General features: G+C 57.5%; 18 protein-coding genes and 2 pseudogenes. 7 read left to right on the top strand and 13 right to left on the bottom strand.

The window, feature by feature from the left end:
- Positions 1-9: 9 nt before the first annotated feature.
- On the bottom strand, positions 10-1224 hold the full coding sequence (locus ACR3EN_RS00100; protein WP_480819641.1) for a bifunctional alpha/beta hydrolase/OsmC family protein: 1215 nt from the start codon (positions 1222-1224) through the stop codon (positions 10-12).
- A 433-nt stretch (positions 1225-1657) separates the two neighbouring features.
- Positions 1658-3000 (bottom strand): annotated as a pseudogene (gene dddP, locus ACR3EN_RS00095) (dimethylsulfonioproprionate lyase DddP).
- A 124-nt stretch (positions 3001-3124) separates the two neighbouring features.
- Between dddP and ACR3EN_RS00090 the strand changes: the two are divergent.
- Positions 3125-3868, top strand: coding sequence for a heme-dependent oxidative N-demethylase family protein (locus tag ACR3EN_RS00090; RefSeq protein ID WP_480819643.1), 744 nt, complete (start codon positions 3125-3127; stop codon positions 3866-3868).
- 36 nt (positions 3869-3904) lie between these two features.
- Here the strand turns inward: ACR3EN_RS00090 and ACR3EN_RS00085 are convergent, their stop codons facing one another.
- From ACR3EN_RS00085 to ACR3EN_RS00065, 5 genes and pseudogenes are all read right to left on the bottom strand, one after another.
- Positions 3905-4837 (bottom strand): hypothetical protein, encoded by a 933-nt coding sequence (locus ACR3EN_RS00085; RefSeq protein ID WP_480819644.1) that lies wholly within the window; start codon positions 4835-4837, stop codon positions 3905-3907.
- A 173-nt stretch (positions 4838-5010) separates the two neighbouring features.
- Positions 5011-5801 (bottom strand): annotated as a pseudogene (locus ACR3EN_RS00080) (lytic murein transglycosylase).
- Positions 5802-5830: 29 nt separating this feature from the next.
- Positions 5831-6460, bottom strand: a complete 630-nt coding sequence (locus tag ACR3EN_RS00075) for an MSMEG_1061 family FMN-dependent PPOX-type flavoprotein (protein WP_480819646.1) — start codon at positions 6458-6460, stop codon at positions 5831-5833.
- Between the two features lie 96 nt (positions 6461-6556).
- Positions 6557-7963 (bottom strand): type I glutamate--ammonia ligase, encoded by a 1407-nt coding sequence (gene glnA, locus ACR3EN_RS00070; protein ID WP_480819647.1) that lies wholly within the window; start codon positions 7961-7963, stop codon positions 6557-6559.
- A gap of 32 nt (positions 7964-7995) precedes the next feature.
- The gene (locus ACR3EN_RS00065; protein ID WP_480819648.1) at positions 7996-8334 is read right to left on the bottom strand and encodes a P-II family nitrogen regulator; all 339 of its coding nucleotides are present in this window, start codon (positions 8332-8334) and stop codon (positions 7996-7998) included.
- Positions 8335-8503: 169 nt separating this feature from the next.
- Between ACR3EN_RS00065 and ACR3EN_RS00060 the strand changes: the two genes are divergently transcribed.
- The 3 genes from ACR3EN_RS00060 (at position 8504) to tig (ending at position 12967) form a co-directional block, all read left to right on the top strand.
- Positions 8504-10096 carry an NAD(P)H-hydrate dehydratase gene (locus ACR3EN_RS00060; RefSeq protein WP_480819649.1) on the top strand — a complete coding sequence of 531 codons (1593 nt, stop codon included), beginning with the start codon at positions 8504-8506 and terminating at the stop codon, positions 10094-10096.
- A 232-nt stretch (positions 10097-10328) separates the two neighbouring features.
- The gene (locus ACR3EN_RS00055) at positions 10329-11453 is read left to right on the top strand and encodes a porin (protein ID WP_480819650.1); all 1125 of its coding nucleotides are present in this window, start codon (positions 10329-10331) and stop codon (positions 11451-11453) included.
- Positions 11454-11635: 182 nt separating this feature from the next.
- Complete coding sequence (tig, locus tag ACR3EN_RS00050) at positions 11636-12967, top strand: trigger factor (RefSeq protein WP_480819651.1); 1332 nt, start codon at positions 11636-11638, stop codon at positions 12965-12967.
- A gap of 103 nt (positions 12968-13070) precedes the next feature.
- Here tig and ACR3EN_RS00045 read toward each other — a convergent pair whose 3' ends face one another.
- The 6 genes from ACR3EN_RS00045 to rpsF all read right to left on the bottom strand — a co-directional run bounded on the left by ACR3EN_RS00045 (position 13071) and on the right by rpsF (position 16901).
- Positions 13071-13916: an acyl-homoserine-lactone synthase gene (locus tag ACR3EN_RS00045; protein WP_480918377.1), complete on the bottom strand. Its 846-nt coding sequence runs from the start codon at positions 13914-13916 to the stop codon at positions 13071-13073.
- Positions 13917-14033: 117 nt separating this feature from the next.
- On the bottom strand, positions 14034-14735 hold the full coding sequence (locus tag ACR3EN_RS00040) for an autoinducer binding domain-containing protein (RefSeq protein WP_480819653.1): 702 nt from the start codon (positions 14733-14735) through the stop codon (positions 14034-14036).
- A 280-nt stretch (positions 14736-15015) separates the two neighbouring features.
- Entirely contained in the window at positions 15016-15465 is a 450-nt protein-coding gene (locus tag ACR3EN_RS00035; protein ID WP_480857631.1) for a transglycosylase SLT domain-containing protein, read from the bottom strand.
- Positions 15466-15659: 194 nt separating this feature from the next.
- Entirely contained in the window at positions 15660-16280 is a 621-nt protein-coding gene (gene rplI / locus ACR3EN_RS00030; RefSeq protein ID WP_480819654.1) for a 50S ribosomal protein L9, read from the bottom strand.
- 12 nt (positions 16281-16292) lie between these two features.
- On the bottom strand, positions 16293-16520 hold the full coding sequence (gene rpsR / locus ACR3EN_RS00025; RefSeq protein ID WP_005982441.1) for a 30S ribosomal protein S18: 228 nt from the start codon (positions 16518-16520) through the stop codon (positions 16293-16295).
- Positions 16521-16547: 27 nt separating this feature from the next.
- Positions 16548-16901, bottom strand: a complete 354-nt coding sequence (gene rpsF / locus ACR3EN_RS00020; protein ID WP_480819655.1) for a 30S ribosomal protein S6 — start codon at positions 16899-16901, stop codon at positions 16548-16550.
- Between the two features lie 277 nt (positions 16902-17178).
- On the opposite strand from rpsF, the gene ACR3EN_RS00015 reads away from it, so the two are divergent.
- The 3 genes from ACR3EN_RS00015 to ACR3EN_RS00005 form a co-directional block, all read left to right on the top strand.
- Positions 17179-17352, top strand: a complete 174-nt coding sequence (locus tag ACR3EN_RS00015; RefSeq protein ID WP_480918376.1) for a hypothetical protein — start codon at positions 17179-17181, stop codon at positions 17350-17352.
- Positions 17334-17687: a hypothetical protein gene (locus tag ACR3EN_RS00010; RefSeq protein WP_480918375.1), complete on the top strand. Its 354-nt coding sequence runs from the start codon at positions 17334-17336 to the stop codon at positions 17685-17687. Before ACR3EN_RS00015 ends, ACR3EN_RS00010 begins: the two co-directional genes overlap by 19 nt.
- Positions 17688-17812: 125 nt before the next feature.
- A partial coding sequence (locus tag ACR3EN_RS00005) for a YceI family protein (RefSeq protein ID WP_480918374.1) occupies positions 17813-18255 on the top strand: 443 nt, incomplete at its 3' end.

Here is an 18255-nt window from a genome sequence, read left to right as displayed (position 1 = left end):
TTGCAGGGGCTACGACAGCAATTCGGTCGTGATCTGCGCTGATCCTTCCAGAGTGCGATGCACCGGGCATCTGTCGGCGATCTCCAGAAGTTTCGCCTTTTGCTCTGAATCGAGGGGACCTTCGAGCCGGATTTTCCGGCGGAACAGATCAACCTTGCCCGCATTTGCAAGGCCCGCGTCCTGTGCATGTACCTTATCGTGGCAGACATCCACGGCGATCCCGGTCAGGGGCCAGCGTTTGCGACGCGCATACATACGGATCGTCATCGAGGTGCAGGCCCCCAAGCCCGATGACACGAAGCCATAGGGTGACATGCCCCGATCGGTCCCGCCATAAGAGGCAGGTTCATCCGCCACCGCGTGATGACGTGGGCCGGACTGGATGTCCTGCAGAAAACCCGCAGGATCAGCCTCGGTCACCCGGACGACGCCTTCGGGTGCGCCCGGCGGCGGGGCAGGCGGACTGAGTTTGACATAGCGCGACACCCATGCCGCAATGACATCAGCGGCATATTCTGCGTCCGCAGCGCGTGTGATCAGGTGGTCGGCGTCATCAAGTGTAACAAAGCTTTTGGGGTGTTTTGCGGTCAGAAAGATGGTGCTGGCATTGTCGATACTGACGGTCTCATCGCGCGGGGCGTGCAGGATCAGCAGCGCGGCCTTCAACTCGGCGATGGCGGTGTTCAGCGCCGCCTCCGAGATGTCGTCGACAAAGGCTTTGCCGATGCGGAACGGGCGTCCGCCCAGCGAAACCTCGGCGCTGCCTTCGGCCTCGATCTCGGGCAAGGCAGCTTCGAAGTGATGGGATACATGGCCGGGATCAGCAGGAGCACCCAGTGTCACCACGGCCTTGACCGAAGGAATGCCAGCGCGCGCACGCAGCACCGCAGCCCCACCCAGCGAATGCCCGATCAACAAAGCGGGGGCCATATCGCGCCCGGCCAGATACTGCGCCGCCGCGATCAGATCTTCGACATTCGAGGTGAATGTGGTGTTCGCGAACTCCCCTCCAGAATGACCCAGCCCGGTAAAGTCAAAGCGCAGCACAGCGATGCCCATGGCCGCAAGGCGCGCCGAGATGCGCCGTGCCGCCGGGATATCCTTGGAGCAGGTAAAGCAATGTGCAAACAGGGCTGTTGCCAGAACGGGCCCGTCCGGCAGGTCAAGGCGCGCGGCCAATTGGCTGCCGTCGTGACCGGCAAAGGTAATGCGTTCGGTGGCCATGGGTATTCCTTGGTGTTGGGACCGGGCCAATACTGTGTCCTAGCGCAGGTTCTCTCAACCCCTATGTCAGAAGCGTCACGGTAAGGTGAGGATTTGACATTTTAGCTTTGTGGCTGACCGAGAGATTGCAGTTTTTGTATCATGTTTGGTGATGTTAAGTTCAAAAAACATTCATTTTAATAATCTATCGATAGAACTCAAGTTATATTCAGCCAAGAGACGTGAAACGGAGGTTTTCATGGCATACGCACCGAATATATCGTCCAGATCAACACTGCATCCGGGGATCATTGCTGCGCTTTTGCTTGCGGGTGCAGTTGGTTTTGCGCTTGGGCAGAGCTGGCCGGTTATGGAGCTTTCAAGGCGCTGTGACCGCACCAGAGGACTGGCACGGCAATGTCAAACGGTCGGATTGGGGCCGGAACGGTTCGTTTTAGCCCAAGCCCATCAGTTGTGTGTCAAAGGGGTACTTGGTCAGGTTCTCATACCCGTCCTCGGTGATCAGAACCTGATCTTCCAGCTTGATCGAGAAATCCCCACCGACTTCGCCCACGGCGGCTTCGACGCACAGGACCATGCCGGGTTCGAGAGGATAATCATACGCCCCCTCGACGGCCTTGTCGGGATAGGCGACCAGCGGCCATTCATCACACAGGCCCACCCCATGCATCAGGCAACCATATTTCTGAGCCTGAAACTTTTCGTCCAGACGATGTGCATTCGCGGTTAGTTCCGGGATCATGACACCGGGTTTCAACATCTCCATGTTCGTCATGATGTGTTCATGCGCATGCTGCATCGCGTAGATCATGTCCGGGCGCGGCTTCTGATCGCCGATCCACCAGGTGCGTGAGATATCGACGCAAATGCCGTACGAGCCGATCAGATCGGTATCAAAGGCAATAATCTCGTTCTGTCGCGTGATCCGGGGGCCGCATTCCTGAAACCAGGGGTTGGTCCTCGGCCCCGATGCCAGCAGTCGTGTTTCGATCCATTCACCGCCACGCCGGATGTTCTCGGCGTGCAAAACGGCCCAGATGTCATCCTCGGATGTTTTCCCGTCGCCGACATTGGCGCGGGCAAAGCGCTCCATTTCCGCCACGGCCGTTTCGCAAGCGTGGCTGGCGCAGCGCATGGCAAGGATTTCGTCTGGCCCTTTGATGGCGCGGGTTTTTTCGGTGAGTTCTTCACCTTCCATGACGTCGAAGCCCTGCGCCTCGAGCGCGCGCAGCCCGTGCAGCATGATCTTGTCCACGCCCAGCCGCATATTGCCACCGCCATGTTCGTTGATCAGCGCCCGCACCTCGTTCGAGAACACATCAGCGGCGATGTCGATCTTGTCGCCGCGGTCGAAATAGAACAGGTCCGCACCCGAGCGTTGCTCACGTACCAGCGGGTTGAATGTCGTCAGGAAAGGTGAGTTCTTATAATCCCAGATCACCATATATCCGTCGGCACAGACCAGTACCGCCCGAAACGGGTTGTGGGTGTTCCACAGCTGCATATTGGTGCTGTCGGTGGCATAGCGGATGTTCAGCGGGTCAAAAAGCAGTACTCCACCCCAATTCCGATCGACGATGCCCTGCGTCAGTCGTTCCCATCGAAATCTGCGCATCTGCTCCAGGTTCGGAAGCGTCAGCCCGGTGGCCGCCCATTCGCCGAAGGCCAGCTGAGTCGGCCCGATCTCGATCCGGTCATTGTCGTTGGGGTGCCATCCCCAAGGGTGGCGCCTTTGGTCGGGTCGATTTTGCGGCTATCGCGATAGGGGCTGTTCACGGCTGGGCCTTTCTGCATGTCAGACCAGCCTGCAAAGCGCGCAACGCGGCGTCTTGAAAATTTGCGACCGCAAGCGGGTCGCTTTTTGACCGACAGCGCAGGGAGGGGCTGCTATGGCTTGGTCATGACGGTGATTTTACAGCAAGATATCCCTTACGACCCGCTGGCCCCGAACCCTTTGCCGGGTATCCGACCCGCCGACCCTGACACTTGGCTGCACCGGGACGACGCTTTTGCGGCACAGATGCAAAAGCGGGCGGAGCTTCTGGCCAACCGCAAGCCCGAGGTTCTGGCGCAAAGCCCCGCGGCCTTGGAACCGGCGCAAGAGCTGCTGGATCTGGTTCTGAAACAGACCTATCCGGGCGGCTCTGATCTGGTGCGCCGACCCGACGGTGTTCAGGTCACGCTGGACAGGTCGCGGCCGCTGGAAACGCTGTGCCAATTGGTGCAGGAGGATTTCTGTATTCTGCAGAAGCAAGACGACGAGCATATGTTGACGGGTGCAATCCTGTGCTTCCCGGCCAGTTGGTCCTTGTCCGAGAAATTCATGCGCCCGCTGGTTGCGATACATCAGCCGGTGGACACTTACGACGCCAATATCGCGCGGCGGGTGCAACGGTTGTTTGATGGCATCCAGCCCGGTCGCCCGCTGTGGCGGTTCAACGCGTTGTGGTATCACGATGCCGAACTGTTCCAGCCCCGCAGCATGCATCAGCGCCGCGACCCGCGCGACAGGGGCACGGCCCAATATCTGCGCAGCGAGCGCCAGACTCTTCTGCGCTTGCCCGAGACGCGGGCCGTCGTCTTTGCAATCCACACTTATGTTTTGCCGGCCAGCCGCTTCCGAGAAACGGAAGACCCCGCCTGACGGCGGGGCCTCCTAGGAGGGTCTTGGGTCGTTTCTTTAGATGCCAAAGACGCTGGCCACCTCGGCAAAGGCGTTGGTTGAATGCAATCCGAAGATGGCCATGGTGAACGCCAGCACCTGTGTATTCAGGCGAAAGTCCTCTCCGCGGATCAGATTGACAGCCGCCAGAGAGATCGCGATGGGTGCCGAGACACTGGCGACAGCACCTGTCATCCCCCAGCTTGTGAGTCTGAGGATATCGCTGGGCCGTTCGCTGGTTTCGGCAATCTGGTCCGGATCATTCGCGGGCGGTGGCACCTCTGTTTCAGTGCGAAAGGCGATGCTGAGCAGCTGTTCATCGCTCAACTGGATTGGGCGGGCGGCTTGCACTTTGGGGGCGGGCGCGGGTTCATCGAAATCCGAGAGGCTGAGCCCCGCAAACGGACCGCTGATGGCTTCGAAAATCTGCTTGCGATCTCGCGGTTTACGCGGAGCAATTGAATCGAACGCACTCATGAATTGCTCTACTGTCAGAACCGTTTTCGGCGACAACCATTCGACGCGTTGGGTCGAACAGATATCCACCATCCGATAAAGAATGACGACAAGCATCAGTTCAGAGATTTCAGTGTCATCCAGCAGGGAAGAGACCGGGCAGATTGTTATTGCCAACCGGTTTTCTGGCAGCGTTACAACGGGGCGATCCATGGTCTGCAATCCCGCCGCACGGTCCATCCGCTGGTGATGGGACCCTTCAGCTTCGTCCTGGGTCGCGTCCAGTGTCAGACGCACTAGGTACTGGCTGGTGACAATGCTCGTCTCGTTGGCGCTGAGGTCGGTTTTGCGTTCGATCAGGTGGCCGTAGTCCTGAAGCGTTGTGGTAACGACCTCGCAGAACCGTTCGAGCGCGCCGTCTGCAGGGCCATCAAACTGCAGGCCACCATGATACATCAGCTTTGCGGTCACAACGTGTTCCTTTGCCGTAGTCATTCTCAGCCCAGATTAACGGGCGATGTGGGGCAAATTTTGGCAATGCGGGAGAAAAGTCAGAAATTTCCGACATTGATTACGCTTTGGAAACCAAGAAACTAAAGGGTCCGGTTAATGTCTGTGGCAGGAATGTGGCTGAAATCGGGTTCGCCTATGTCAGAGCTTGGGCGCGGTCAGTTGTCGATTCGCCATGCCATGATTGCGATGGATTGCTGATAGACTGACGCGGCGTTCCACTGTTGGATCACCGCGAAATTCGGCTCTCCGGGCTGGTAGCCTTTTCCTGGCTTCCACCCTTTCTTGCGAAGAAAATTTGCGGTCGATGCCAGTGCATCGGTCATGTTGTAAAAGTCGACCTGACGGTCCCCGGTGGCGTCAACGCCATAAGTCAGGGCATTGCCGGGCAGGAACTGCGTGTGGCCCAGCTCGCCATGTTTTGCCCCTTTGTCGCCATTGTGATGCTGCCCCGATCAACCAGTTTCAGCGCCCCGATGGCATGCGGGATAAAGAAGTCGGACCGTCGACAATCATAGGCCAAAGTGGTGATTGCTGAAACAACCGGGCTGTCGCCCATGAAGTTCCCGAACCCGGTTTCCATACCATGGATGGCAATCAGAACGCCGGCGGGCACCCCATATTGGCGTTCGAGCGCCGCGTAGAATTGGGGGTTGCGGGCTTTGCGCTTGCGCCCCTGTGCGACAATCGTATTCGCGCCCCTTACCTGCATGAACTTGTCGAGCGAGTATCTGAAGCTTTTCTGATTGCGATCCGCCGCGATGGTTCGCGTTTCGTATCTGGTCTGAGCCAGCGCCTGCAGCCCTTTCTTTTTCACACCCGCGCGTTTGGCCTGTTTTGCAAAATCCTGTTTCCAGGCATCGAACCCGGCGCTGGTATTGCCGCATGGGGCAGCGATCGCAAGGTTCGGGCTGATCAGTGCGAGTGTAAGAAGGAAAAGGCGAAGCATGATGAGGTCCAACATACAAAAATGAAAGGTTAATAAAGGTCCAATTCCCCAGCGGCTTTCAGGCTTTCGAACCATTCATCCGGGGTTTTGTCGATATTGGCGTGTTTGACCATCATCGCATTCATATTGGGCAGGCCGGAGGAGTCTGGCCAGGCCTCGGGCTGCCACAGGTTCGCGCGGACGACGCATTTGGGGCAGTGCGCAAAGACCGTCTGGACGCGGATCATCAGTGCCAGCTTGGGTGCCTGCGCGTTGACAGCCATCGACTTTAGAAGGTCAGGGTCGGCGCATATCCGGGCGGTGCCCCGCAGACGCAGCGTCTCCATCTTGCCGGGAACAAAGAAAATCACGCTGACTCTCGGGTCCTGCAGAACATTGTGAAACGTATCCACGCGCTTGTTGCCAGGGCGATCCGGGATCGCGATCAAGGTGTCAGAGAGCACCCGAACGAAACCCGCGGGATCACCGCGCGGTGAAATATCAAGGTGTCCGGACGGATTGGCCGATGCAATCAGACAAAATGGCGAGGTCGCGATGAAATCACGACACATCTGATCCAGCGCGGGCACTTCCTTGGCGATGATTTGCGGCAGGGGCGCGCCTGTGATGCGCTCGAGCTCTTCTGTGGTGGTCACGAAGTTCGAGAATTCAGCGTCCATGCGATCTCCTCCTGCGGAGCAGTGTGGAAGATCGTGTCAAATGAAACAAGGGCGTCCGATTGACGCCTTGCAAGAATTTTCGTCGAAAATTCTGGATCAGCAGCTGTAGTACAGACCGTATTCTACAGGGTGCGGAGTGTGCTCGTAGGTTTCGACCTCTTCCATCTTCAGTGCGATGTAGCCGTCGATCTGGTCTTTGGTGAACACGTCGCCCTGCAGCAGGAAGTCGTGATCGGATGCCAGAGCTTCCAGAGCCTCACGCAAGCTGCCGCAAACGGTCGGGATGTCGGCCAGTTCTTCGGCAGGCAGATCGTACAGGTTCTTGTCCATGGCTTCGCCCGGATCGATCTTGTTCTTGATGCCGTCCAGACCTGCCATCAGCAGCGCGGCAAACGCCAGATAGGGGTTCGCTGCCGGATCGGGGAAGCGAGCCTCGACGCGCTTGGCTTTCGGGCTTTCGGTCCACGGAATACGGACACAACCCGAACGGTTGCGGGCCGAGTAGGCGCGCAGAACGGGGGCCTCAAAACCGGGGATCAGACGCTTGTAGCTGTTGGTCGCCGGGTTGGTGAAGGCGTTCAGCGTTTTGGCGTGCTTCAGGATGCCACCGATGAAGTACAGCGCTTCGTCCGACAGATCGGCGTATTTGTCGCCAGCGAACAAAGGCTTGCCATCTTTCCAGATGGACATGTTCACGTGCATGCCGGTGCCGTTGTCACCTGCGATCGGCTTCGGCATGAAAGTAGCCGATTTTCCGTAGGCGTGTGCAACGTTGTGGATGACGTACTTGTACTTCTGCAACTCGTCGGCCTGCTTGGTCAGGCTGTCGAAGATCAGACCCAGTTCGTGCTGACAGGACGCGACCTCGTGGTGGTGTTTGTCCACTTTCATGCCCAGACGCTTCATGGTCGACAGCATTTCCGAACGCAGGTCCTGGCTTTCGTCAATCGGGTTGACCGGGAAGTAGCCGCCCTTGACGCCAGGGCGGTGGCCCATGTTGCCCATTTCGTATTCGGTGTCGGTGTTCCACGACGCGTCGGTCGCATCAACTTCGTAAGATACCTTGTTGATACTGTTCGAGAAACGGACATCATCGAACAGGAAGAACTCGGCCTCGGGGCCCATATAGGCGACGTCGCCGATACCGGACGCTTTCAGGTAGGCTTCGGCCTTCTGCGCTGTACCACGGGGATCGCGCTCGTAGGCCTCGCCGGTGTCGGGCTCAACAACCGAGCAGTGCAGGCAGATGGTTTTTTCTGCGTAGAACGGATCGACATAGGCGCTGTCGGTGTCGGGCATCAACTTCATGTCGGATGCTTCGATCGACTTCCAGCCCGCGATGGACGAGCCGTCGAACATAAAGCCCTCTTCCAGAAAGTCTTCGTCGACCTGATCGGCCATGATCGTCACGTGCTGAAGCTTGCCGCGCGGATCGGTAAAGCGGATGTCGACGTAATCTGCGTCTTCGTCCCGGATCAGCTGAAGAACTGCGTCCTTGCTCATTCTCTTGTTTCCTCTGATTTGAAGATGATACGTTACAGGGCTTCCGAACCGGACTCGCCGGTACGGATGCGAATGGCTTGTTCGACGGGCGAGACAAAGATTTTGCCATCCCCGATCTTGTCGGTCTTTGCGGCACCGACGATGGCCTCGATCGCGGCGTCGACCTGGTCGTCATCCAGCACGACTTCGACCTTCACCTTGGGCAGGAAGTCGACAACATACTCTGCACCACGATACAGTTCGGTGTGACCTTTCTGGCGACCGAAACCCTTCACCTCGATCACGCTGAGGCCCTGAATGCCCACATCCTGCAGCGCCTCTTTCACTTCGTCCAGTTTGAACGGTTTGATGATCGCTTCGATCTTTTTCATTCCGGGTCACCTTGCATGGTTGTCTGGACCGCACTGATCACGTCTGGGATTGTGCAGCAATCCGATTACTGTATTGCTTGGAAAGAGGTGCGCGGAATATGTGCGAAAGATTAATTTTTGAACTCTTTGCATAAATAGTAATCAAAACTGAATCGCGTGAGGATTTGGGATGACAGAATTGCTGACCGCTGCACAGATGCGCGCTTGTGAGCGTGCGGCGATTGACGCGGGCGAGGTGACCGGGCTTGAACTGATGGAACGAGCCGGGCGGGGCGTTTTGGATGCGATTTTCGAGGAATGGCCGGAGCTGGCGCAAAGCGACGGTCGCGCGACGGTGTTGTGCGGGCCGGGGAACAATGGTGGCGACGGTTTCGTCGTGGCGCGCTTGCTGAAAGACCTGGGCTGGGCGGTTGAGGTCATTCTTTACGGTGATCCGGCCAAGCTGCCGCCGGATGCCAGGGTCAACTATGAACGTTGGGCCGGACCCACATTAAACCCGACGGACCCGATTAGCCCGCAGGCGCAGCACCCCGACCTTTCGATCGACGCACTGTTCGGCACTGGTTTGGCGCGGCCAATCGATGACCCGGTGTTGTGGGAGCATCTTTGGCTGCACGATGATGCGGCCGATGCGTGGGACATGCGAGAGAATGGGGCAGGCAATCAGATCACGGCTCCGCGAACGGTGGCCATTGACCTGCCATCGGGGCTGTGCTCGGATTCGGGGAAAGTGCTGGGTGGTGCATTTCCTCAGCACGGGCGCCGATGTGCGCGCTCTGCTTTGACGGTTTCATTTCATGCACGTAAGCTTGGGCATGTCTTGGCGGACGGGCCAGCGATGTGTGGCCGGTTGGTCGTCAAAGACATTGGGCTAAACCATGGCTCGGACGATGCAGAAATTGCGCGCTCTGCCAAACGCCCGACCGGTTCGATCCTCGGCAAGACCGAACACGATCATAAATATGCGCATGGCCACGCGTTCCTCCTTGCGGGGGGTATGGGGAAGACCGGTGCTGCCCGCCTTGCTGCGCGGGGCGCTTTGCGGATCGGGGCGGGCTTGGTGTCGCTTGGCGTGCTGCCTTCGGCGCAGATGGAGGTTGCCAGCCACATCACGGCATTGATGATGCAGCGCGTCGAGGATGCTGACGGCCTTGCAGAGATCTTGGCGGACGCTCGCTTGAATGCGCTTTGCCTGGGACCCGGTCTGGGGCTGGAGCGTGCGCGAACACTGGTTCCGGTCGCCCTGGCCGCGCAGAGGCCCACTGTTCTGGACGCAGATGCATTAACCGCGTTCGCCGACGATCCGCAGAGCTTGTTTGGGCGGTTGCACGCTCTTTGCGTATTAACCCCGCATGCGGGCGAATTCGCGCGCCTATTTCCTGATATTGCGGAAAAGATGAAGGCCGTCGCGGATATCGGGCCGGGGTATTCAAAAGTCGATGCAACCCGCGCCGCGGCGCGGCGCGCAGGGTGCATCGTGCTTTTCAAAGGGGCCGATACGGTCATCGCTGCGCCGGATGGGCGCGTCTTTGTGAATGCCGCCATGTACGAGCGGGCGGCACCGTGGCTTGCCACTGCGGGCTCTGGCGATGTGCTGGCCGGGTTTGTCACGGGTTTACTTGCACGCGGGCAAGCGCCGATCGATGCGGCCACCGCAGCTGCGTGGCTACATGTCGAGTGCGCGCGGCTGTTTGGATCTGGGCTGATCGCGGAAGACCTGCCTGAGCAAATGCCCATATTATTCAAACAACTTGATATTTAATTATTTTGTGAAAAGAATGTTCTGGCACGTAGGGTGCCAAACCACATGTGTGGCTGGTTTGCCCAAGGTGTCTCGCGGCTATCTGCTGGACCAAGGGCGCGGTGGCGAAATCTGTAACAGGTAAGTCGACCGCACGGCGCAGGCCTGACCCTTGACCGACATATGACCGCCTGCATTTCAACTGCCGCGTTTCGGGCCGAGCGCGAAATGCGGAATTTTGATGGTGATCGATATGGCGCACATATTCCAACGTTCTACGGTGGCTACATTTCTGGTCGCGACTACCGCGATGCCGGCTTTGGCCGAACTGAAATATGAAAACAACTCGGGCGGCTATGTGCTGCTGTACGGACAGTTGCACCCGGCGATCGTGTCGGTAGATGACGGAGCCGAGACCGAGACGCGGCTGCTGGACAATGACCTGTCCAACAGTCGGGTGGGTCTTCGATTGATGCAGCCTTATGGTGCCAATGAGTTTATGTTCCGCTTTGAAACCGGCCTGGGTTTGCCGAGCACAGGAACGGCCAATCAGGACGGAACCAACGCGGATGGTTGGTCACGGGAAGACATCCGCCATGTCGATTTCTCTTTGGCGGGTGCATATGGCCGGTTTTCAGCCGGGCAGGGCAGTATGGCCTCGGATGGTGCTGCTGAAACGGATCTGTCTTATGTCGGAACAGCCCTGTATTCCTTCACCAACGACGAAAACGGCGCGTTTTTCTATCGTGGCTCGGATGGTGTGCTGAGCGATATCACGGTGGGCGATTCAGCAAGCAACTTCGATGGTGCGCGCCGCGGGCGCATCCGCTACGATACGCCGGATTTCAATGGGTTCTCGGCAGCGATTGCCTATGGTCAGAACATCCTGTCCAGCAGCGATGACGATGACTACTACGACATCGCTTTGTCGTACGGCAACACTTTCGCCAATGGAGTCGAGTTCGCCGCGAGCCTCGCCTACGCAGTGCGCGACTTTGACGACGGATCGGGCGAGCGGAGGGATACGATCGGGTCGGCCTCGGTCCTCTTGCCAAGCGGTTTCAGCGTCACGGCTGCGTTGGGATCGCGTGATGACACGGCTGCTGGCGCAAGCGATCCGGACTATTGGTATGCGAAACTGGCTTACGAAGCCGACTGGGTGGCCTGGGGCAAGACAGGCATTGGTATCGACTATTTCGATGGGTCGGATTTTGAGAACGCCGGCTCCAGCACCAAGTCATGGGGCATTGCCGTTGTGCAGCGGATCGACAGCATCAACACAGACGCCTATCTGAAATATCGCAACCATGATTTTGACGACACCATCGACTTCGACGAGAACGAGGCGTGGGTTCTGGGCGCGCGCTGGAGGTTCTGAGCCTGCGTCCTCTGCGAAGTTTGCGCATCCTCTGCAGCCGGGGCGTTTTTTGTTCAAATCGGCGGCAAAACAAGACCGATAAGGGCATTGCCCCTTGCACGTAGGGGCTGGGCAAATAGAAGGCGTCAAATTTGCCCGGCGCGCCCGTTTTGCGCGCCCCGAATCCTATGGGGACTACCATAATGCAGGTTACCGAGACGCTGAACGAAGGTCTGAAACGCGGTTACAACATCGTCGTTACCGCAGCCGAGCTGGACGACAAGGTCAACGAGAAACTGACCGAAGCGCAGCCGGAAATCGAAATGAAGGGTTTCCGCAAAGGCAAGGTGCCGATGGCGCTGCTGAAAAAGCAGTTCGGCCAGCGTCTGTTGGGCGAAGCCATGCAGGAAACCATCGACGGTGCGATGAACAAGCACTTTGAAGACAGCGGTGACCGCCCTGCGCTGCAGCCTGAGGTCAAGATGACCAACGAGGACTGGAAAGAAGGCGACGACGTTGAGGTCGCAATGTCCTACGAGGCGCTGCCTGAAATCCCGGAAGTTGACCTGAAATCGGTCGAGCTGGAAAAGCTGGTCGTCAAAGCCGACGATGCAGCCGTCGAAGAAGCGCTGGGCAATCTGGCCGAGACCGCTCAGAACTTCAAATCGCGTCGCAAAGGGTCCAAGGCGAAAGACGGCGACCAGATCGTATTCGACTTTGTGGGCAAGGTTGACGGCGAAGAGTTCGAAGGCGGTTCTGCGGAAGACTATCCGCTGGTTCTGGGCTCGAACAGCTTCATCCCAGGCTTTGAAGAGCAGCTGGTTGGTGTGAAAGCTGAGGAAGAAAAAGACGTCAACGTCACCTTCCCCGAAGAATACGGGGCCGAGCACCTGGCCGGCAAAGACGCCGTATTCACCTGCACCATCAAAGAGGTGAAGGAACCCGTTGCAGCCGAGATCGACGACGAGCTGGCCAAGAAATTTGGCGCCGAGGATCTGGACGGGTTGAAGGCGCAAATTGCTGAACGTCTGGAAGCCGAGTACGCTGGCGCGTCGCGCGCGGTGATGAAGCGCGGCCTGCTGGATGCACTGGATGTGAAAGTAACCTTTGACCTGCCGCCGTCGCTGGTGGAAGCAGAAGCCAAACAGATTGCACACCAGCTGTGGCACGAGGAAAACCCGGATGTGGAAGGCCACGACCACGATCCGATCGAGCCCACCGACGAGCACAACAAACTGGCCGAACGCCGCGTGCGTCTGGGCCTGCTTCTGGCCGAACTTGGTCAGAAGGCAGAAGTTGAAGTGTCGGATGCAGAGATGACGCAGGCGATCATGAACCAGGCACGCCAGTACCCGGGCCAGGAACGCCAGTTCTTTGAGTTCGTGCAGCAGAATGCCCAGATGCAGCAGCAACTGCGCGCACCGATCTTCGAAGACAAGGTCGTCGATTACGTGTTCGAACTGGCGCAGGTCACCGACAAAGAGGTCAGCAAAGACGACCTGCAAAAAGCCGTGGAAGCGCTGGAAGAGGAATAATCCTCTTCCTTCCCCGCAAGGGGGCCACAAAAAAGCGGAGCCGTCTGGAAATAGGACGGCTCCGCATGGGTGGCTTTGTACTATGAGGTGAGGGGGTCAGGCCTCATGAGCAAAAGCACGGGGGTCTGTAACAGAGCGGTCTTTGCTCTGTGGTGAACGTATCTGACAGGGCCTCGATCAGTTTCAGCACTGCCTGCCGTTCTTCTTCCGTTTTTGCCGCACTCATCTGCTCGACAAAGTACTTCTCGAGATCTGTGAGCGGCTTGTGGTCTCGGTTCGCCGGGCTGAGCTTTTCGGCCTTCTTGGCTTCGAACATTTCCAGCGCAGCATCTTCGTCGATAAAGACATCGTGGTGGATGTCTGCAAAATCACGCAATCCGGAAATCCGTTCCTCGCTGCAATCAAGCAGGGCTGCCATGGCCGGAACTTTGCCCATCGGAACGGTCTCGCCGACATAGTCGTACGGCGCACAGTTCGACCGTTTCAGAACACGGTTCATGACCGGGTCGATGACGGTGATGATGTCCTGGATACCTGCGTTGCGGCAATATTCCAGTGATCCGATCATCAACTCACAGGTCGCATAAGAGACCGAGTTTTTCTCTTTCCCGCGTGTCAAGCGCTGCGTGTCGACGCAGAAGCGCGTGGATTCCCACATGGTCGCACTGCGCATCGGCGCCTCGCCGCAAAGAATATCCGAGAACACATCCGATAGCATGTGCGGCCCGGTGGTCTGCAATGCACGTACTGCGGCCACGACGTTCCCCTCATCGTCGAGACCGATTACGTATGCAGGATCCAGATGGTCGAACTGGTCGATTTCTTTGCCGTCTTCAATGTGAACGTCCCATCCAAGACGTCCGCCAAAAACACGGGCGCGCAGTTCGAACATATCGTCAAGAACTTCGGTGAACAGATGTCTGTTCAGCCCATCAACTACCAAAATCATTGTAACCCCCTTCGAGTGATCTGTCTGTGGATAAGACGTTACTCGGATTTCAGGGCGAATCTATTGGGGGTTTCCGTAATCTGGGCTTTTTGGGTCAGATTTTGGCAGAATTTTGCTTTAGCCCGGGTAGATTAGCCCGATTCCAATCGCGCGGCCCACGGCCTGCGGCGTTGTGAGTGCATTAAGCTTTTCGCGCGAAGAGCGCAAGTGGACCTCAACCGTTCGGTGTGAAATCGACAGAATGTCACCAATATCCTGTTGCGATTTGCCTGCAGCGGCCCATTGCAAAATCTCAAGTTCGCGACTTGAGAGCGTCGGGTGGTACAACATCCGACTGATGGTGTCCGATGTCATCACGTTGTCATGAATGTGGACAGCCAGAGACTGCAGATCGCTGATCACATTTGGCACAAGCTTTTTCCATTCCTCGCGGCTGCAATCGCGGGTCGCACTGAGCAAGCCGATGTCACCATATGGGCCGCGTACAGGAATGGTAACGCCCTGATCCGGGATGCCGAAATCATGCGCGTCACGAAACACGCGCTGGAAATCCTTGCCGCGTTCAAGGCGGCTCCAGTCGACGGGCGCGATGCTGCGTTGGCTCATGTGCAGGGTCGGGTCGATCAGGTGCAGGCCTTGCTCCTGATAGTGGTTTTTCCAGTCATCGCCATAGGTCACATGGCCATGGATCGTACCCGCTGCAGGGTTCATGCCAGCATAGGCTGCGTGGTCCATCTCGTATTTGTCACAGACCTGGCGCAGGAACTCATCATAGCGAGAGTCCTGTTCGGGAAGGGTGCTGAGATCAACAATATCCATACGGTAACGACCAGCTAGACCCGAGTGAGCGGGCGGATCCCTTTGGCCAGGAAAAAGGATAGTGCTTTCCCTGACGTCACATAGCACATCACATTTCCCAAATTATGACAAGAAGATGTGGAAATGTCTGCCTTTTAGGGGAAAATGTGCCATTCATGCACATCTATTTTTCCCCCACATAGGGGATTTGTTGGGGTTCGTCTGTGTCAGCCATGGTGTCCGCTGCTGTATTTGAGTGGTTATGTACGAGCTTTAATCATTAAATTCGCGAAAATGATGCCTATTTTGTGGCGGAAACCAGACCTGTTTCGACCAACATGCCGCGTGCTTTCGCCTCAGGGTAGTATCCTTTGGCGTAAAGAAAGATCGCGCGTTTCTGATCTCCGTCCGACAATAGCCAGGCCCCGCGCAGGTATTTTCCCGCAAACTCTAGATTGGTATCCGCGTCCAGCAGGCCTTGCGCATTGCCGGTGTAGCCCATCGACCGGGCGGTGGCGGGTAGAATCTGCAGCAGCCCGTAATAGGGGCGGTTCACGGCCCATGGGCGGTGTGTGCTTTCGCGGATAGCCAGTTTGTGCACCAATTCGCGCGGCAGTTCGTAATGATCTGCCCATTTGTTGATCGAGGCACGCAGCTCAGGCGTTTCGTTGGGATAGAGCGGTGGATCGAAGGTATCCTGACGCGTCGGTGTGTCAGGACCGCCGCAGGCAACGAGGGGGGCTGCAATCATAAGGGCCAGCACTTTACGACGAAGAAGAGGGGGCATAGGGGAAACTCCGGTTTTGCAAGGGCCGATGATATGGATCATGCGACCGATCGCAAGGTCGTGCTGACGTTCGGGGCCGATTTCTGCCGTGCCGGTAGCTATGAAAGAAAAGAGCCACGCAAACGCGTGGCTCTTGCAAAGTGCAAAGCTGTGTCAGATCAGGCTTTAGCTTCGTCTTCCTCAGCCGGTGCTTCTTCTGCAACCAGCTCTTCGTCGTCCGAAGCGGCCGAGCCGATATCGTCGAACAGTTCGGCGATCTCGAATTCAGCAGCGGCTTCTTCTTCAGCAGCCAGTTCCTGAATCGATTTACCCGATGCCTGCAGTTCGGCTTCTTCTTCCGAACGGGCAACGTTCATCTGGATCTCGACCTCGACCTCGGGGTGCAGTTTGACTGCCAGCGAGTGCAGACCCAGTTCCTTGATCGGAGCGATCAGGGCGATCTGTTTCTTGTCGACGGTGAAACCAGCTTCGGTTGCAGCATCTGCCGCGTCACGCGGGGTGACCGAGCCGTACAGAGCGCCGGCATCCGATGCCGAGCGAATCACGATGAACTGCTGGCCGTCCAGCTTTTCAGCCAGTGCTTCAGCTTCTTTCTTGGTTTCCAGGTTGCGGGCCTCAAGCTGTGCTTTCTGGGCTTCGAACGAGGCGATGTTCGACTCGGACGCGCTCAGCGCTTTGCCCTGGGGCAGCAGGAAGTTGCGGGCGTAGCCGGGCTTGACGTCAACGACGTCGCCCATCTGACCCAGTTTCGCAACGCGTTCCAGCAGGATAACTTGCATGTCAGTCTCTCCTTACTTCACGGCGTAGGGCAGCAGGGCGAGGAAGCGGGCGCGCTTGATAGCACGGGCCAGTTCACGCTGCTTTTTCGCCGAAACGGCGGTGATGCGCGAAGGTACGATCTTGCCACGCTCAGAGATGTAGCGCTGCAGCAGACGGGTGTCTTTGTAGTCGATCTTCGGCGCGTTGTCGCCCGAGAACGGGCAGACCTTGCGGCGGCGGAAAAATGGTTTTGCGGCCATGGTTTAAGTCCTTTCGTCAGGCGTTGATCAGCGGCGCTCGCGGCGGCCTTCGCGCTCATCGCGCTTCTGCATCTGGACCGAGGGGCCCTCGGCATGCTCGTCGACCTTGATGGTCAGAACGCGCATGACGTCTTCATGCAGGCGCATCAGGCGCTCCATTTCCTGAACCGCACCCGAGGGGGCATCGGTTTTCAGGAAGGCATAGTGGCCTTTGCGGTTCTTGTTGATCTTGTAAGCCATTGTCTTGACGCCCCAGTACTCGCTGTCGACGACGTTGCCGCCGTTGTCAGCCAGAACGGTGCCGAAATGTTCGACAAGGCTTTCTGCCTGCGCGTTGGACAGATCCTGACGCGCGATCATTACATGCTCATACAGTGGCATGTGCACTCCTGTTTATATCAAGGCGCATTTCAAAGGCGGGGCCATATGGTCCTTCGCGACCCTGCCACGAGAGGCTGCGCGATTCATAACTCCTGCGAAGGATGGCCCCGTATACACGTTTGAGCGGACGGGCAAGCCCGCCACAGATGCCTTTGTGAAGTCGCCCAATTTCCTCTGACGCGCCCAATTCCTGACTTTTTTCGCGGCGAGGTTGTTCCACAAGTCGGGAACACCCGGATGATTGAGAAACCATAGACAGGGCAAGACAATGGCCGTCATGCAAACAAATACTTTTGAAAAGACAGCGCCCGGCGCAGTGTTCGATAAATCCGTTCCCGTTCTGATTACGTTTGCTCCGAACTGGCGTGCCCGGATGGTACTGCTGCGTGTCGCTGGCGCGTTTCTGATCCTCTCGGCTTTTCGATGTGGCTCATGCCCGGCTCAGTCATGAGCGCCGAGGTCTGGCCGCTGAAACTGGTGGCGTCGCTGATGATGCTGATCGTGGGTGTCAGCCTGCTGACCATTCAGGTGATGGACGCGCGCCCCGACGCTTATTTTGACCCGATCCGCCGCGAAGTGCGTATCCTGCAAAAGAACGAAAATGGCCGCCCGCAGACGGTCCTGCGCCGCAGCTACGACTCGCTGGGCGGTGCACGTTTTGCCGATGATCAGGTCGAATTGTTCGACGTGGATGGCAGCCTGCTGATGAAGCTGCCTTTGGAATCGGCGGATGTCGGCGCAGCGCTGAAAGGGCAACTGAGCCAAAACGTAACAATTTTCGCCTGAATTCTATTCTGTTCAAATAGGAACAGAGTTTGTGAATCAAAAAACTTGTCTGCCGCCCTTGGGCGGCACATTTTATTTCATGAGCAACCCACCCGGTTTGCAAAACCAACTTTGCGGAGATTGTTATGAAATCCACCCTTCTCGCCGCCGCTCTGGCTGTATCTGCCACGACCGCCTTCGCCAGCGCTGAAAAATACGTATTGGACCCAAGCCACAGCCAGGTGATCTTCAACTACAATCACCTTGGTTTTTCGACCACCTATGGCATGTTTTCGGGCTTTGAAGGCGAGATCATGTTCGATCAGGAAAACCCAGCCGCTTCCAGCGTGACCGTATCAATGCCGGTGGTCGAGATGTTCACCGGCTGGAAACCGCGCGAAGATCACTTTATGACCGAGGATTTCTTTGGCGTGACCGAAGGCGATCTGATCAGCTTTACCTCGACCAGCATTGAAGTGACTGGCGAGGACACCGCCAACATCACTGGTGATCTGACGATGAACGGCGTGACCAAGTCGGTGGTTCTGGACGCCAAGCTGAACCAGGTGGGTGAGCATCCGATGGCAGG

It is taken from the genome of Ruegeria sp. G7, from assembly GCF_056535465.1.
Note: the sequence above shows the minus strand (reverse complement) of the source record. Positions and strands in the feature narration are given on the sequence as shown.

What these genes read in the sequence shown, in the direction of transcription:
- rpsR (WP_005982441.1), bottom strand. Translation starts at nt 16,520, where the DNA reads ATGGCCGCAAAACCATTTTTCCGCCGCCGCAAGGTCTGCCCGTTCTCG.
- tig (WP_480819651.1), top strand. Translation starts at nt 11,636, where the DNA reads ATGCAGGTTACCGAGACGCTGAACGAAGGTCTGAAACGCGGTTACAAC.
- ACR3EN_RS00065 (WP_480819648.1), bottom strand. Translation starts at nt 8,334, where the DNA reads ATGAAAAAGATCGAAGCGATCATCAAACCGTTCAAACTGGACGAAGTG.
- ACR3EN_RS00055 (WP_480819650.1), top strand. Translation starts at nt 10,329, where the DNA reads ATGGCGCACATATTCCAACGTTCTACGGTGGCTACATTTCTGGTCGCG.
- ACR3EN_RS00075 (WP_480819646.1), bottom strand. Translation starts at nt 6,460, where the DNA reads ATGGACGCTGAATTCTCGAACTTCGTGACCACCACAGAAGAGCTCGAG.
- ACR3EN_RS00045 (WP_480918377.1), bottom strand. Translation starts at nt 13,916, where the DNA reads ATGATTTTGGTAGTTGATGGGCTGAACAGACATCTGTTCACCGAAGTT.
- rpsF (WP_480819655.1), bottom strand. Translation starts at nt 16,901, where the DNA reads ATGCCACTGTATGAGCATGTAATGATCGCGCGTCAGGATCTGTCCAAC.
- ACR3EN_RS00010 (WP_480918375.1), top strand. Translation starts at nt 17,334, where the DNA reads ATGCCCGGCTCAGTCATGAGCGCCGAGGTCTGGCCGCTGAAACTGGTG.
- ACR3EN_RS00040 (WP_480819653.1), bottom strand. Translation starts at nt 14,735, where the DNA reads ATGGATATTGTTGATCTCAGCACCCTTCCCGAACAGGACTCTCGCTAT.
- ACR3EN_RS00100 (WP_480819641.1), bottom strand. Translation starts at nt 1,224, where the DNA reads ATGGCCACCGAACGCATTACCTTTGCCGGTCACGACGGCAGCCAATTG.
- ACR3EN_RS00015 (WP_480918376.1), top strand. Translation starts at nt 17,179, where the DNA reads ATGCAAACAAATACTTTTGAAAAGACAGCGCCCGGCGCAGTGTTCGAT.
- rplI (WP_480819654.1), bottom strand. Translation starts at nt 16,280, where the DNA reads ATGCAAGTTATCCTGCTGGAACGCGTTGCGAAACTGGGTCAGATGGGC.
- ACR3EN_RS00090 (WP_480819643.1), top strand. Translation starts at nt 3,125, where the DNA reads ATGACGGTGATTTTACAGCAAGATATCCCTTACGACCCGCTGGCCCCG.
- glnA (WP_480819647.1), bottom strand. Translation starts at nt 7,963, where the DNA reads ATGAGCAAGGACGCAGTTCTTCAGCTGATCCGGGACGAAGACGCAGAT.
- ACR3EN_RS00085 (WP_480819644.1), bottom strand. Translation starts at nt 4,837, where the DNA reads ATGACTACGGCAAAGGAACACGTTGTGACCGCAAAGCTGATGTATCAT.
- ACR3EN_RS00035 (WP_480857631.1), bottom strand. Translation starts at nt 15,465, where the DNA reads ATGATTGCAGCCCCCCTCGTTGCCTGCGGCGGTCCTGACACACCGACG.
- ACR3EN_RS00060 (WP_480819649.1), top strand. Translation starts at nt 8,504, where the DNA reads ATGACAGAATTGCTGACCGCTGCACAGATGCGCGCTTGTGAGCGTGCG.